Annotated in this window: 13 protein-coding genes; 11 read left to right on the top strand and 2 right to left on the bottom strand. The window is 56.9% G+C overall.

From position 1 onward, the window contains the following. Positions 1-446: 446 nt before the first annotated feature. Positions 447-1,010, top strand: a complete 564-nt coding sequence (locus tag C7386_RS00705) for a manganese efflux pump MntP (RefSeq protein ID WP_116704639.1) — start codon at positions 447-449, stop codon at positions 1,008-1,010. 57 nt (positions 1,011-1,067) lie between these two features. Here C7386_RS00705 and fabD read toward each other — a convergent pair whose 3' ends face one another. After that, positions 1,068-1,985: an ACP S-malonyltransferase gene (gene fabD / locus C7386_RS00700; RefSeq protein WP_165815419.1), complete on the bottom strand. Its 918-nt coding sequence runs from the start codon at positions 1,983-1,985 to the stop codon at positions 1,068-1,070. 201 nt (positions 1,986-2,186) lie between these two features. Between fabD and C7386_RS00695 the strand changes: the two genes are divergently transcribed. The 10 genes from C7386_RS00695 to acpP all read left to right on the top strand — a co-directional run bounded on the left by C7386_RS00695 (position 2,187) and on the right by acpP (position 11,109). Continuing rightward, entirely contained in the window at positions 2,187-3,176 is a 990-nt protein-coding gene (locus C7386_RS00695; protein ID WP_243022861.1) for a beta-ketoacyl-ACP synthase III, read from the top strand. Positions 3,177-3,328: 152 nt separating this feature from the next. Then, positions 3,329-4,276 (top strand): enoyl-[acyl-carrier-protein] reductase FabK, encoded by a 948-nt coding sequence (fabK, locus tag C7386_RS00690; RefSeq protein WP_110435158.1) that lies wholly within the window; start codon positions 3,329-3,331, stop codon positions 4,274-4,276. Positions 4,277-4,339: 63 nt separating this feature from the next. Further along, positions 4,340-5,068 (top strand): 3-oxoacyl-[acyl-carrier-protein] reductase, encoded by a 729-nt coding sequence (fabG, locus tag C7386_RS00685; RefSeq protein WP_116704637.1) that lies wholly within the window; start codon positions 4,340-4,342, stop codon positions 5,066-5,068. A 226-nt stretch (positions 5,069-5,294) separates the two neighbouring features. Then, positions 5,295-6,524 carry a beta-ketoacyl-ACP synthase II gene (gene fabF / locus C7386_RS00680; RefSeq protein WP_116704636.1) on the top strand — a complete coding sequence of 410 codons (1,230 nt, stop codon included), beginning with the start codon at positions 5,295-5,297 and terminating at the stop codon, positions 6,522-6,524. Between the two features lie 2 nt (positions 6,525-6,526). Next, a complete protein-coding gene (gene accB, locus C7386_RS00675; RefSeq protein WP_110435155.1) occupies positions 6,527-6,997 on the top strand; it encodes an acetyl-CoA carboxylase biotin carboxyl carrier protein in 471 nt (156 codons plus the stop codon). A gap of 229 nt (positions 6,998-7,226) precedes the next feature. Next, entirely contained in the window at positions 7,227-7,652 is a 426-nt protein-coding gene (gene fabZ, locus C7386_RS00670; RefSeq protein WP_181967688.1) for a 3-hydroxyacyl-ACP dehydratase FabZ, read from the top strand. A 20-nt stretch (positions 7,653-7,672) separates the two neighbouring features. Continuing rightward, entirely contained in the window at positions 7,673-9,016 is a 1,344-nt protein-coding gene (gene accC / locus C7386_RS00665) for an acetyl-CoA carboxylase biotin carboxylase subunit (RefSeq protein ID WP_110435154.1), read from the top strand. Between the two features lie 218 nt (positions 9,017-9,234). Then, on the top strand, positions 9,235-10,068 hold the full coding sequence (gene accD, locus C7386_RS00660) for an acetyl-CoA carboxylase, carboxyltransferase subunit beta (protein ID WP_382726764.1): 834 nt from the start codon (positions 9,235-9,237) through the stop codon (positions 10,066-10,068). Positions 10,069-10,087: 19 nt separating this feature from the next. Continuing rightward, positions 10,088-10,879 (top strand): acetyl-CoA carboxylase carboxyl transferase subunit alpha, encoded by a 792-nt coding sequence (accA, locus tag C7386_RS00655; protein WP_110437133.1) that lies wholly within the window; start codon positions 10,088-10,090, stop codon positions 10,877-10,879. A 5-nt stretch (positions 10,880-10,884) separates the two neighbouring features. Then, positions 10,885-11,109, top strand: a complete 225-nt coding sequence (gene acpP, locus C7386_RS00650; protein WP_110435152.1) for an acyl carrier protein — start codon at positions 10,885-10,887, stop codon at positions 11,107-11,109. Between the two features lie 358 nt (positions 11,110-11,467). Here the strand turns inward: acpP and C7386_RS00645 are convergent, their stop codons facing one another. Then, positions 11,468-12,583 carry a stalk domain-containing protein gene (locus C7386_RS00645; protein WP_110435151.1) on the bottom strand — a complete coding sequence of 372 codons (1,116 nt, stop codon included), beginning with the start codon at positions 12,581-12,583 and terminating at the stop codon, positions 11,468-11,470. Positions 12,584-12,662: the final 79 nt, after the last annotated feature.

Genomic DNA, 12,662 nt, shown 5'->3' with positions numbered 1-12,662 from the left:
TGATTAACCCGCATGTGTAGCAGTACGCTATCTGTGAATTGCGAAAAGGCGGAGAAAGCGATTGAGCGGTAGACCGACTGCCGTTCCCCTTTTCCTGCTTACGCAGTCTACCGTCTGCACCCAAGGTAGGCTACCAAGGGAAACGGGTGTTCAAAGAGGGTAGAAACCGTAGGTGTCTACCCTTTTTGCCCTCAGCGGCGGGCGCCGCAGTTTGCCAAGAGCAACAATTCGGTGCGCATATTGACATTTTTGTGTGCATATGCTATCATAAAGCGCAATAAGGGAGTAGTCGGCGCGGTTGTTCCGCCGCGCGGCAGAGCCAACATACTGGGGAGGACGCTCCTCTGGTTTTGCATGAAATGACGAGACTTATCTGTTCTACGCGGCAGATGGGTCTTTTTTTGTGCCTGTTTTCCGCCGGATAAACGACTGAGGAGGACAAGAAAATGGGTTTACTGGAGTTGTTTTTGATCGCAGTCGGTCTGTCGATGGATGCGTTCGCGGTGTCTGTCTGCAAGGGACTGAGCGTGCGCACGCTCAAGGCTAAGCACGCGGTCATCTGCGGACTGTATTTCGGCGGCTTTCAGCTTTTAATGCCGCTCATCGGCTTTGCACTCGGCGTGCGCTTTCAGTCGCTCATCACGAGCATTGATCACTGGATCGCCTTTGTGCTGCTGGGGCTTATTGGCGCAAACATGGTGCGCGAGTCGCGCGAGCACGATGACGAAAGCGTCAGCGATTCGTTCCGCTTTATGACCATGCTGCCGCTTGCGGTTGCCACGAGCATTGACGCGCTTGCGGTCGGTGTGACGTTTGCGTTCCTGCAGGTCGATATCGTTCCGGCGGTGTCGTTCATCGGTGCAACCACGTTTGTGCTGTCGTGCATCGGCGTGAAGATCGGCCATGTGTTCGGCACAAAGTACAAGTCCCGCGCAGAGTTGTTCGGCGGTATCGTGCTGATTTTGATGGGTCTCAAAATCCTGCTGGAGCATTTGGGTTTTCTGAGATAACAAAAGGCACCTCATTGAGGTGCCTTTTTACTGTCTCTATGCGTTTTCAGTCGAAAATCATTCGGCTGCAGCCTGCACGCCCGCCATATCCTGCACGGTCTTGCAGGTCAGCTCCTTGCTGATCTTGCCCGCAAAGCCGGTCAGCGTCTTGCCCGGACCGATCTCGCACGCCGAGGTCAGACCGGCAGCCATGCCGTTCTTCACCAGCTGCGTCCAGCGAACCGGAGAAATCATGTGCTGCTCGAGATGTGCCGGCAGGTCGGAGCAGTCGTAAACCTTGCCGTCAAGGTTGGAGTAAATATCCATCTTCGGTGCGGAGAAGGTAAAGTCCGCAACGTAAGCGCGCAGCTCTGCGGCAGCCTTTGCCATCAGCGGGGTGTGGAATGCACCGGATACCGCAAGCGGGAGCGCACGGCGTGCGCCGGCAGCCTTGCAGTTCTCGATCGCCTCTGCGAGAGCCGCCTTTTCACCTGCGATAACCAGCTGACCCGGGCAGTTGTAGTTGACCGGACGAACCACGCCGGAGGTCACCTTCGCGCAGGCTTCTTCAATTGCGCTGTCCTCCAGACCGAGGATAGCCGCCATGCCGCCGTCGATCGAGTCCGCTGCCTGCTGCATCAGCTTGCCGCGCATGGAAACGATCTTCACGCCGTCTGCGAGGGAAACAACGCCTGCAGCCGCCAGTGCGGTGTATTCACCGAGCGAGAAGCCTGCCGCTGCCTTGAATTCCACGCCTGCTTCCTTCAGTGCAGCCCAGGCTGCCATGGAATGGGTGAAAATTGCGATCTGGCTGTTCTCCGTGCGGGAGAGCGTTGCCTTGTCGCTCTCAAAGCACAGCTTGGCTACATCCAGATCGGCGCCTTCGCTTGCTTCCTCAAAAACCAGCTTGGCAGCCTGCGAGTTCTCATAAAGATCCTTGCCCATGCCGGGGGCCTGTGCGCCCTGACCTGGGAAAAATGCAAAACCGTAGTTCACGTTTGGTTCCTCCAAAATAATCATCAAATTTAGACGGCATAGAACGTTAACGCATATTTCTGTGCGAAGTGTTGCGAAATATGCCGCGCCGCCTTGACATTTTCCTGTGCTTTTATTATAATAGTCGGAGAATACTTTGTCAATCTAACTATTGTCGCTTTTCCACGCTTTTTGGGAGAGCGATTTGGACTTTTTAGGAGCGTGGAAATCATCAACAGTAAACTGATCGGCACGGGCGCCTGCATTCCGGATTTTGTCCTGACCAACGCCATGCTGGAAAAAATGGTCGATACCAACGATGAGTGGATCGTGCAGCGCACCGGTGTGCGCGAGCGCCGCATCGCAAAGAATACACATACATGGGAGCTGGCGCTCGGTGCCGCACAGGACGCACTCGCGGACGCAGGCATTACCGCAGAGGAGCTGGACCTCATTCTCGTCAGCACCTGCTCGCCGGATACCAACACGCCGAATACGGCGTCTATCCTGCAGGACAAGCTGGGTGCGCGTCAGGTCGGCGCGTTCGACATCAACAACGCCTGCACCGGCTTTGTCTCTGCGACCGACATTGCGGACAGCTACATTAAATCCGGCAAGGCAAAGACCGTACTGGTTGTCTCGGCGGAAACGCTTTCGCGCATCGTGGACTACACCGACCGCTCGACCTGCATTCTGTTCGGCGACGGTGCCGCTGCGGCCGTTTATCAGGCGACCGAGGACGAAACGGTCGGCATTCTGTCCACCTTCACCGCGGCAGACGGCTCGGGTGCAGAGTACCTGCACATGGAAGCCCTGCCGGTCGAGGATCCGCTTTCCGGTGACCGCACGGTGGACCCGAAGGCGCGTTTCCTGAAAATGCAGGGTGCACCGGTCGTGCGCTTCACCGCAAGAGCCGTACCGCTTGCGATCGACACCGCACTCAAGCGGGCGGGCGTCACCGCAGAGGAAATCGACTGGGTGGTGCCGCACCAGGCGAATCTGCGTATTCTGGATGTTATTGCACGCAGATACCATCTGCCGAAGGAGAAGATCTACGTCAATATGGATCGTTTCGGCAATACCTCGTCGGCAAGCGTGCCGATCTGTCTGAACGAAATGCGTAAGAACGGCCTGCTGAAGGAGGGTCAGACTATTGTCTGCACCGGTTTCGGCGGAGGCTTGACTTATGGCGCATTTGTGATTAAACTATAATATTGGATAAATCCGGACGGTTCTTGCAGCCGTCCGGCATTATCTGTTAGACAAATTTAAGGTGAATTGTCTAAAATATGCACGCTGTCTATTATTTGCGTTAAAATATGTTATAATAATTTACTACCTATTAAAAAGGGGAGAACAAACCTATGAAAACCAAGATCACAGAACTTCTCGGTATCGAATATCCGATCGTGCAGGGCGCTATGGCGTGGATCGCGGAGCACCATCTGGCTGCTGCGGTTTCCAAGGCAGGCGGTCTGGGCATTATCGCGGGCGGCGCGGCTCCGGTCGATTACATCCGTGAGGAGATCCATAAGGCGCGTGCTATCACGGACAAGCCGCTCGGTATGAACATCATGCTGCTCTCCCCGAATGCGGACGATCTGGCGCAGCTGGCCATCGACGAGAAGATCGAAGTGCTGACCACCGGTGCAGGCAATCCGGGCAAGTATATCGCGGACTGGAAGAACGCAGGCATTAAGGTTATGCCGGTCGTTGCTTCGGTTGCACTGGCAAAGCGCATGGAGCGCGCAGGTGCAGATGCGGTTATCGCAGAGGGTATGGAAGGCGGCGGCCACATCGGTGAGCTGACCACCATGCCGCTCGTTCCGCAGGTCGTAGACGCACTGAGCATTCCGGTCATCGCAGCAGGCGGCATTGCAGACGGCCGCGGCATGGCAGCTGCCATGATGCTCGGCGCTGAAGGCGTACAGTGCGGCACCGTGTTCCTCGCCTCCAACGAGTGCTACATTTCGGATAAGTACAAGGAGCTCGTCCTCAAGGCAACCGACATTTCGACCGTTGTTACCGGTCGTCCGTCCGGTCATCCGGTGCGTTCGCTCAAGACCCCGATGGCGCGCAAGTGCCTCGAGCTTGAGAAGCAGAACACCGATGCCTCCCTTGAGGAGCTTGAGAAGGCAACCGCCGGTTCGCTGCGTAAGGCCGTGCAGGACGGCAACTATGAGGAGGGCACCTTTATGTCCGGTCAGATTGCGGGTATGCTCAAGGAGCTGCATCCGTGCGAGGAGATCCTCAAGGGCATGACCGCGCAGGCGGAGGACCTTCTGAAGAACGCTTACAAGAGATTTGAATAAGAGCGGAGAGTGAAGAGATAGGAAAACTCCTCACTCCTGCCTGTCTATAGAATGGAGTAAACAATGAGCTTAGCAATCGTAACCGGCGGTTCCCGCGGCATTGGCGCGGCAATCGCGGAAAAGCTGGCGCAGGACGGCTTTGACGTCCTCATCAACTGTGCGTCCTCGGTCGAAAAGGCTGAGGCTGTGGCGGAGAAGTGCCGCGCGCACGGCGTTAACGCTTATGTGAAGAAGTGGGATGTTGCGGACTATGACGCCTGCAACACCGCGCTCAAGGAAATTAAGGAAGAGATCGGCGTACCGTTCGTTCTCGTCAACAATGCGGGCATCACCCGCGACGGTCTGATGGTCCGCATGAAGGAGGACCAGTTTGACGATGTTATCCGCACCAACCTCAAGGGCGCCTTCAACATGCTCAGCCTGTGCGGTGCGATGATGATGCGTGCAAAGCAGGGCCGCATCATCAACATCACCTCGGTTTCGGCGTTCACCGGAAACTACGGCCAGATCAACTACACCGCTGCCAAGGCGGGTATGGTCGGCATGACCAAGACCGCCGCCAAGGAGCTGGGTGCGCGCGGCATTACGGTAAACGCGGTCGCTCCGGGCTGGATCGCCACCGAGATGAGCGACAAGGTGCCCGAGGACATTCGCGAGAACGCCAAGAAGCAGATCGCGCTCGGCCGTTTCGGCAAGCCGGAGGAGATCGCAGGCGTGGTTGCCTTTCTGGCTTCCGACGCTGCAAGCTATATTTCCGGCCAGACGATCATCGCGGACGGCGGACTTTATTAAGGCATCACCGGACAATTCGCCTGCGGCACTTTGCGGTAATTTTCCGCTCTGATGTCGTTCCGGATTTTTGCAATACACAAAGTATTGCTGCAAACCCGCGCCTAATCAGAACGCAAAATTCCTGCGCAAATTGCTCTTGCCGAATTATCCGGTGATACCTTTTTGCTGCGTGGAATAAAAATTGCGATTAGATAAATGCGTGATATTGGAATGAAGGAGCAAATATATGGAACGTGTAGTAATCACCGGCATGGGTGCCATCACTCCGGTCGGCAACGATGTGCCGTCGTTTTGGGAGTCGCTCAAGACCGGCAAGTGCGGCATCGGTCCCATCACCAAGTTTGATGTATCCGATTTTAAGGTAAAGCTGGGTGCAGAGGTCAAGAATTTCGACCCGACCCAGTATATGGAGAAGCGTGAGGCGCGCCGCGCAGACGCAAATGTGCATTACGCAATGGCGGCAGCGGTTCAGGCTGTCGAGCAGGCAGGCCTCAAGGAAGGCAATTTCGATCCCTATCGCACGGGCGTTATCTTCGGCTCGGGCGTAGGCGGTCTGCACGTTGTCGAGCAGGAGGTCCCGAAGCTGCTCGAAAAGGGTCCCGGCCGCGTTTCGCCGTTCGCTATCCCGGAGATGATCGCCAACATCGCGGCGGCGTATATCTCCATGCACTTCGGCTTCAAGGGTGAGAATTTCTGCCCGGTCTCCGCGTGCGCGACCGGCAACCACTCCATCGGTGAGGCAATGCGCGCCATCCGCCACGGCTATCAGGACGTTGTTGTCTGCGGCGGCACCGAGAACGGCATTATTCCGATCTCGATGGCAGGCTTCCAGAATATGAAGGCGGTTCACATGGGCGAGGACCCGACGGCGGCTTCCATCCCGTTTGACGCACGCCGTTCCGGCTTTGTCATGGGCGAAGGCGCAGGCTGTCTCGTACTCGAGAGTCTGACGCACGCACAGCAGCGCGGCGCGACCATTCTGGCAGAGGTGGCAGGCTACGGTGCCTCCGGCGACGCTTACCACATCACCAGCCCGTCTCCGGACGGCGATGCGGCTGCACACGCTATCCGCGGTGCCATTGAGGATGCCGGTCTGACCCCGGCTGACGTTGACTATATCAACGCGCACGGCACCTCCACGCCGCTCAACGAGAAGTACGAAACCATCGCTATCAAAAAGGCGTTCGGCGACGAGGCTTACAACGTAAAGGTATCCTCCACCAAGTCCATGACCGGCCATCTGCTGGGCGGCGCGGCTGCGGTTGAGGCCATTGCCTGCGTTATGGCAATCCGCGAGGGCATTGTACCGCCGACCATCGGCTACAAGGAGCCGGATCCGGAGTGTGATCTGGATATCACCCCGAACAAGGCGGTTGAGATGCCGATCAATGTTGCCATCTCCAACTCGCTCGGCTTTGGCGGCCACAACGCCTGCATCCTGATCAAGAAGGTATAAAAATGGACATCAAAGAACTGAAAGACATCGCGCTTGAGCTGATGGACGCACTGGCTGCAAAAAAGCTGGGCGAGGTCGAGCTCGAGCTGGATGACGCAAAAATCAAGATCAAGGCAGCTGAACCGGCTCCCGTGATCGCTGCAGCATCGGTAGCAGCGGCGGCACCCGCAGCGGCGCCGGCGGCAGCACCCGCAGCGGAGAGCGCAGACGCGGCACCGGCAGAGGAGCAGCTTCCGGCAGGCACGCAGGTGAAGAGCCCGCTGGTCGGCACGTTTTATTCTTCTCCGTCTCCGGACGAACCGCCGTTCGTGCTGGTCGGTCAGCAGGTGAAGGAGGGCGATACCCTCTGCATCATCGAGGCGATGAAGATCATGAACGAGATCAAGGCACCGTGCGACGGCAAGGTCATCCGCATTATGGCGCAGCCGGGCGATATGGTGGAGTATAACCAAGTCCTTTGTGTTATTGAGTAAGACGTAAGCATCTGCCGCGCATCAGCGCGGATTCAATAGAATTTGCATAGCAAATTCATAAAAACGGGGAGCAAGTATCACCGTTTTTATACCGATAGAGGGAGAAAGTTTCGACCGACGGGAGGAACTTTCGTACGACTTGGGAACGGTCCACGATCCGTTCCTATTACCGGCAAAACTGTAGTTTTGCGGTAATTATCTTGCTTTTTAGATTGAGAGGGATTATAATATGCTGAACAAAGAACAGATCATGGAGATCCTTCCGCACCGTCCGCCGATGCTTCTGGTGGACGAGATCCTCGAAATGGACGAGAACCATGTAGTCGGTGCGCTGCACCTGACCGGTGACGAGTTCTTCTTCCAGGGCCACTTTCCGGGCAACCCGATTATGCCCGCGGTGTTCCGTCTGGAGGCGCTCGCGCAGGCAGGCGGCGTAGCGCTGCTGTCTCTGCCCGAATTCAAGGGCAAGACTGCGGTCTACACCGGCATTGACAAGGCGAAATTCCGCGCAATGGCAAAGCCGGGCGATACCCTTCGTCTGGAAGTTACCTTCACCAAGCGCCGCGGCCCGATGGCAGTAGCCGAGGGCATTGCCTGGGTCGGTGACGAGAAGGCCGCCGAAGCGGAGATCAAATGCATGGTCATCAATGACTGAGGCGGGAGAGAGCTAATCGAATGTTTCAGAAGGTACTCATTGCGAACCGCGGCGAGATTGCGGTCCGCATTATTCAGGCCTGCCGTGATTTAGGCATTATCTCGGTGGCCGTTTACTCCGAGGCTGACCGCGAAGCGCTGCACGCGCAGATCGCGGACGAAGCGGTCTGCATCGGTCCGGCCCGTGCGGCGGACAGCTACCTGAATATGGATAATATCATTTCGGCGGCGCTGGCTTCCGGCTGTCAGGCCATTCATCCGGGCTTCGGCTTCCTGTCCGAGAATCCGGATTTTGCCGAGCGCATCACGCAGGCCGGTCTGGCGTTTATCGGCCCGACTGCGGCAACCATCCGTCTGATGGGAGACAAATCCGAGGCAAAGCGCAACGCGATCGCTGCAGGCGTTCCGGTCGCGCTCGGCACGGACGGCCCGCTGCGCGATTTTGACGAAGCCATCTCCGAGGCCGAGCGCATCGGCTATCCGGTCATGCTCAAGGCGGCATCCGGCGGCGGCGGCAAGGGCATCCGCGTGGCGGAGAGCGTCAAGGACCTCAAGGACGCGTACGACAGCGCCTCTGCAGAGGCTATCGCCAACTTCGGTGACGGCCGCCTGTACATGGAAAAATATATTCACAATCCGCGCCATATCGAGGTGCAGATTCTGGGCGATAACTACGGCAACGTGGTGCACCTGTTCGAGCGTGAGTGCTCGGTGCAGCGCCGCCACCAGAAGCTGATCGAGGAAAGTCCGTCGGCTTTCGTCACGCCCGAGCTGCGCGAGAAGATGACCTCGGCGGCTGTTGCGCTGGCAAAGCGCGTCGGCTACCGAAACGCGGGTACAATCGAATTTCTGGTCGATAACGACCGCAATTTCTACTTCTGCGAGATGAACACCCGCATTCAGGTCGAGCACCCGGTCACCGAGGAGGTCACCGGCGTAGATCTGGTCTGCGAGCAGCTTCGCGTGGCGGCAGGCGAGCCGCTGTCCTTTAAGCAGGAGGATCTGACCATCCGCGGTCACGCCATCGAGTGCCGCATCAACGCGGAGGACCCGTCGAGAAACTTCGCGCCCTGTCCGGGCACACTGGTGTCCTTGCATCTGCCGGGCGGTCCCGGCGTGCGCGTGGATTCCGCGGCTTATCAGGGATATAAGATTCCGCCGTTTTACGATTCCATGATCGGCAAGCTGATCGTCTACGGCGCCGACCGTGAGCAGGCCATCGTTCGCATGCGCCGTGCCCTCGCGGAGATGCTGTTTGAGGGCGTTGTGACCGCAACCGACTATCAGATGCACATCCTGTGCTCGAAGGCGTTTGTGGAAGCAAACTTTAATGTTAATTCCATCGCAAACGGCGATTTTGACTAAATCATTTATTATGGTATAATAGATTTAGCGCAAGTATAGTTGAATCCGAAGAAGTTTGAGCAATCCGCAGATTTTTGCAATCCGCAGACTGTTAATCTGCAGGATTCAAGAGGTGATACCGCACGATTGCAAACAATCACGCGGTATTGATCTTAACAGTGAAAGGGGAGTTACGCATGGGTCTGATCGACCTGTTTCAAAAAACACGCGAGACCTCTATGGAAATGAAACCGCAGGAGGACGAAGCGGCCAAGGTCGTAACCTGCAAGGGCTGCGGCGCAGAACTGAAGGCGTATGCCTACGGCAAGAATCTGTATGTGTGCCCGCACTGCGGACGCTACGGACGACTGCTCGCGCGCACGCGCATCCGTCAGATCGCGGATAAGGACAGCTTTGAGGAGCTGTACGCCAATCTGGCACCGGCGGACCCGATCCACTTCCCGGGATACGCAGAGAAAACGGCAGAGCTGGCTGAAAAGGTCGGCATGCCGGACGCAGTCAAGACCGGCGTGTGTAAGATCGGCGGCGTGGAAACCGCGATCGGCGTCATGGACAGCCATTTCATGATGGCGTCTATGGGTTCGGTCGTCGGTGAAAAGCTGACCCGCCTGTTCGAGTACGCGACCGAAAAGGGTCTGCCTGTCGTGCTGTTCACCTGCTCGGGCGGTGCGCGTATGCAGGAGGGCATGTTTTCGCTCCTGCAGATGGCAAAGGTGTCCGCGGCGGCGCGCCGTCACTCGGATGCCGGACTGCTGTATATCACCGTGCTGACCGACCCGACCACGGGCGGTGTTACCGCGTCGTTCGCCATGCTGGGCGATATTATCCTCGCGGAGCCGCGCACGACCATCGGCTTTGCCGGCCGCCGTGTTATCGAGGGAACCATCGGTCAGACCCTCCCGGACGATTTTCAGTCCTCGGAGTTCTTGCTATCGCACGGTTTCTGTGATAAAATAGTTCCGCGTAATCAACTCAGAGAAACGCTGGAAAAACTCTTGAAGCTGCACTGCGGCTCTAAGTCCAAGAAATGGCAGGTGTGGCGTCGTGATTAACAAACCCGCAAGTGAAAAAATGCGTATCATCCACGATACCAAGCGCCCGATGATCACGGATTATATCAATGAACTGTTCACCGACTTCACCGAGCTGCACGGCGACCGCTATTTTTCGGACGACCATGCCATCCTCGGCGGCGTTGGCTACTTCAACGGCACACCGGTGACGGTAATCGGCCACCGCAAGGGCCGCACCATTGAGCAGAATATGGACGCCAACTTCGGCATGGCGCACCCGGAGGGCTATCGAAAGGCCTTGCGTCTCGCACATCAGGCGGAGAAATTCCACCGCCCGGTCATCAACTTTGTTGACACCGGCGGCGCGTTCTGCGGCGTTGGCGCGGAGGAACGCGGTCAGGGCGAGGCCATTGCCCGCTGTTTGTATGAGTTTATCGAGCTGAAAACGCCTGTTGTCTCTATCGTGACGGGTGAGGGCGGCTCCGGCGGCGCACTGGCGCTGGCGGTGGCAGATCGTGTGCTCATGCTCGAGAACGCCCTGTATTCGGTTATTTCGCCGCGCGGCTGCGCGTCCATTCTCTGGAAGGACCCCAAGCGCGAGGCGGAGGCAGCGGACACGCTGCATATCACCGCGCAGGACCTGTACAGCTTCGGTATGATCGAAGGCATCATTCAGGAGGGCACATCCTCCGCACAGCTTATCCGCAATGTGGCGCGCACGCTGCGCGACCAGCTTGCCGAGCTGGATGCTGAGCCGGACATCGACACGATGCTGCAGAAACGGTATGAAAAATTCCGCAGAGTCGGAGTTTTCAGAACAATAAATCAAGAAAGTAATGAAGGAGTGTAAATCCCATGTTTGAAAAGGTATGTGAAATCCTGGCAGACAAGTTTGACGCTGATGCTTCCACCATGACCATGGACACCAAGGTTAAGGAAGACCTGAACGCAGACTCTCTGGACGTTGTAGAGCTGATGATGGACCTCGAGGAGAACTTCGGCGTAACGATTTCCGACGAGGAAGCTGCTAAGATGAGCACCATCGGTGACATCGTAAACTACATCGAAGCAAACCAGTAAGGGCGCTTCGCTTCTCGATTGAAAGGCCTTTGGCCTTTCAATCGAGGGGGACGTACCGAGCCGTTGGCTCGGATACGTCCTGTGCGGGATTCTGCGCGTCCGCCTTTGACGGGCACACAGAATCCCTTTCTTGTATAAAAAGTCAGGCGCATGTCCTGACTTTTTATGCGTTTGCGGGCAAACGCGTTTGAATCCGCGCGTATGCGCGGTCCGCTGCGGCGGAGCCAATGACTCGGATTTCTGTGCGAAATCCTGCCATGCGGGTGCGGTTTGCAAGCAAACCGGAATTGAATCGCGCCATGGCGCGAAAAAGCCACTGTTCACTGAACAGTGGCTTTTTGTAATTCTCAATTCTCCATTACTGAGCCGAAATGGTAACAGTCGAGGTGGCGTTATCCCAATCCACGGAAAAGCCGAGCGCGAAAACGAGGTCGCGCAGCTTGAAGTAGTTATTGCCGCCGATGGAGTAGGCGGTGAGGGAAAGCGGCTTTCCGTCGAGGTAGACGGAGGCGTTCGTGAGCGTGGCAGCCTTATTGCCGGCGGGCAGGGCAGCCTGTTCGCCGCCGACCGGCGTGTACGCGGTTCGGCTCGTCAGGTCGATGCGCTGCTGGGCGGCGTTCCACTTTACCTCAAATTCATAATCCAGACCTTTCAGTGCTTTTGCAAGATCGCGCAGCTTGAAATAGTTGTTGCTGTTGATGGTGTACGCAGCCAGATCAGCCTTTGCGCCGTTGAGTGTTACCTTGTGGCGGGAAACATGTGCGGTCGGGTTGGTGAGTTTACGCAGGGAGGTGATGGTGTCCTGCAGAGCCGAACGCGGAGACAGCGCACGGTCGCTGTTGTAAGGGCTTTCCCAGAAGGAGTAATATTGCTCGTCCATATCGCCGGTGAAGTCGAGGATAGCGGAAGAAAATTCCTCTGCGGTAACGGACTGACCGTTGATAGTTTTGACTGGTGTCGGTGTCTCGGCATCCCAGTCGAAGCCGTCCGTGTAGGTGAGGACCACAACGGCTTTATCGCCCTGTTTGGTCCAGAAGGTGACCGGATTGTTATTCATTACTTCCTGACCAGAGACCAGATACGCCTTGGCTTTGCCAACGTAAAACTGGGTGCACGGCGAAACATCCGTGCCGAAGTTGCTCACGCCCTCCGGAATATCCAGCGCGTAGATTTTCCCATCCGCATACGAATACATATGCTGACCGTTCAGACCTGCGCCGCAGTACAGCTCGGGCGTGCCGTCGCCGTCCATATCCACCAGCTTTGCCATGGAAAGTCCGGTCAGCAGTCCCTTGAAGCCATCGTCCGTGCGGGCGGCAGCCTTGCCATACTTATTCTGCAGGGTGGTGATCTGATTCAGATACGCCTTAGCACCCTGCGGAGACAGGGAACCAAGGTCGGCCGCGCCTGCAGCGCCGACAGCCATCGCGCCGGTCAGTACGGTGCAGAGCATTGCCTTTCCGATTTTATTCATAGAGATTCTCCTTCCTTTTATCAGACGCTTGCGTCTTTTCTTTATTGTACGGCAGGAGTAAGCCTGCGTCAACCGGAAA

It is taken from the genome of Agathobaculum butyriciproducens (assembly GCA_003096535.1).
Taxonomy (GTDB): Bacteria; Bacillota; Clostridia; order Oscillospirales; family Butyricicoccaceae; genus Agathobaculum; species Agathobaculum butyriciproducens.
The sequence above is the reverse complement of the archived record's forward strand: the minus strand, read 5'-3'. Positions and strand labels throughout refer to the sequence as shown.

Excerpts from the sequence above, each read along its gene's own strand:
- C7386_RS00705 (WP_116704639.1), top strand. The coding sequence starts at position 447 with ATGGGTTTACTGGAGTTGTTTTTGATCGCAGTCGGTCTGTCGATGGAT.
- fabK (WP_110435158.1), top strand. The coding sequence starts at position 3,329 with ATGAAAACCAAGATCACAGAACTTCTCGGTATCGAATATCCGATCGTG.
- fabG (WP_116704637.1), top strand. The coding sequence starts at position 4,340 with ATGAGCTTAGCAATCGTAACCGGCGGTTCCCGCGGCATTGGCGCGGCA.
- fabF (WP_116704636.1), top strand. The coding sequence starts at position 5,295 with ATGGAACGTGTAGTAATCACCGGCATGGGTGCCATCACTCCGGTCGGC.
- accB (WP_110435155.1), top strand. The coding sequence starts at position 6,527 with ATGGACATCAAAGAACTGAAAGACATCGCGCTTGAGCTGATGGACGCA.
- fabZ (WP_181967688.1), top strand. The coding sequence starts at position 7,227 with ATGCTGAACAAAGAACAGATCATGGAGATCCTTCCGCACCGTCCGCCG.
- accC (WP_110435154.1), top strand. The coding sequence starts at position 7,673 with ATGTTTCAGAAGGTACTCATTGCGAACCGCGGCGAGATTGCGGTCCGC.
- accD (WP_382726764.1), top strand. The coding sequence starts at position 9,235 with ATGGAAATGAAACCGCAGGAGGACGAAGCGGCCAAGGTCGTAACCTGC.
- accA (WP_110437133.1), top strand. The coding sequence starts at position 10,088 with ATGCGTATCATCCACGATACCAAGCGCCCGATGATCACGGATTATATC.
- acpP (WP_110435152.1), top strand. The coding sequence starts at position 10,885 with ATGTTTGAAAAGGTATGTGAAATCCTGGCAGACAAGTTTGACGCTGAT.
- C7386_RS00645 (WP_110435151.1), bottom strand. The coding sequence starts at position 12,583 with ATGAATAAAATCGGAAAGGCAATGCTCTGCACCGTACTGACCGGCGCG.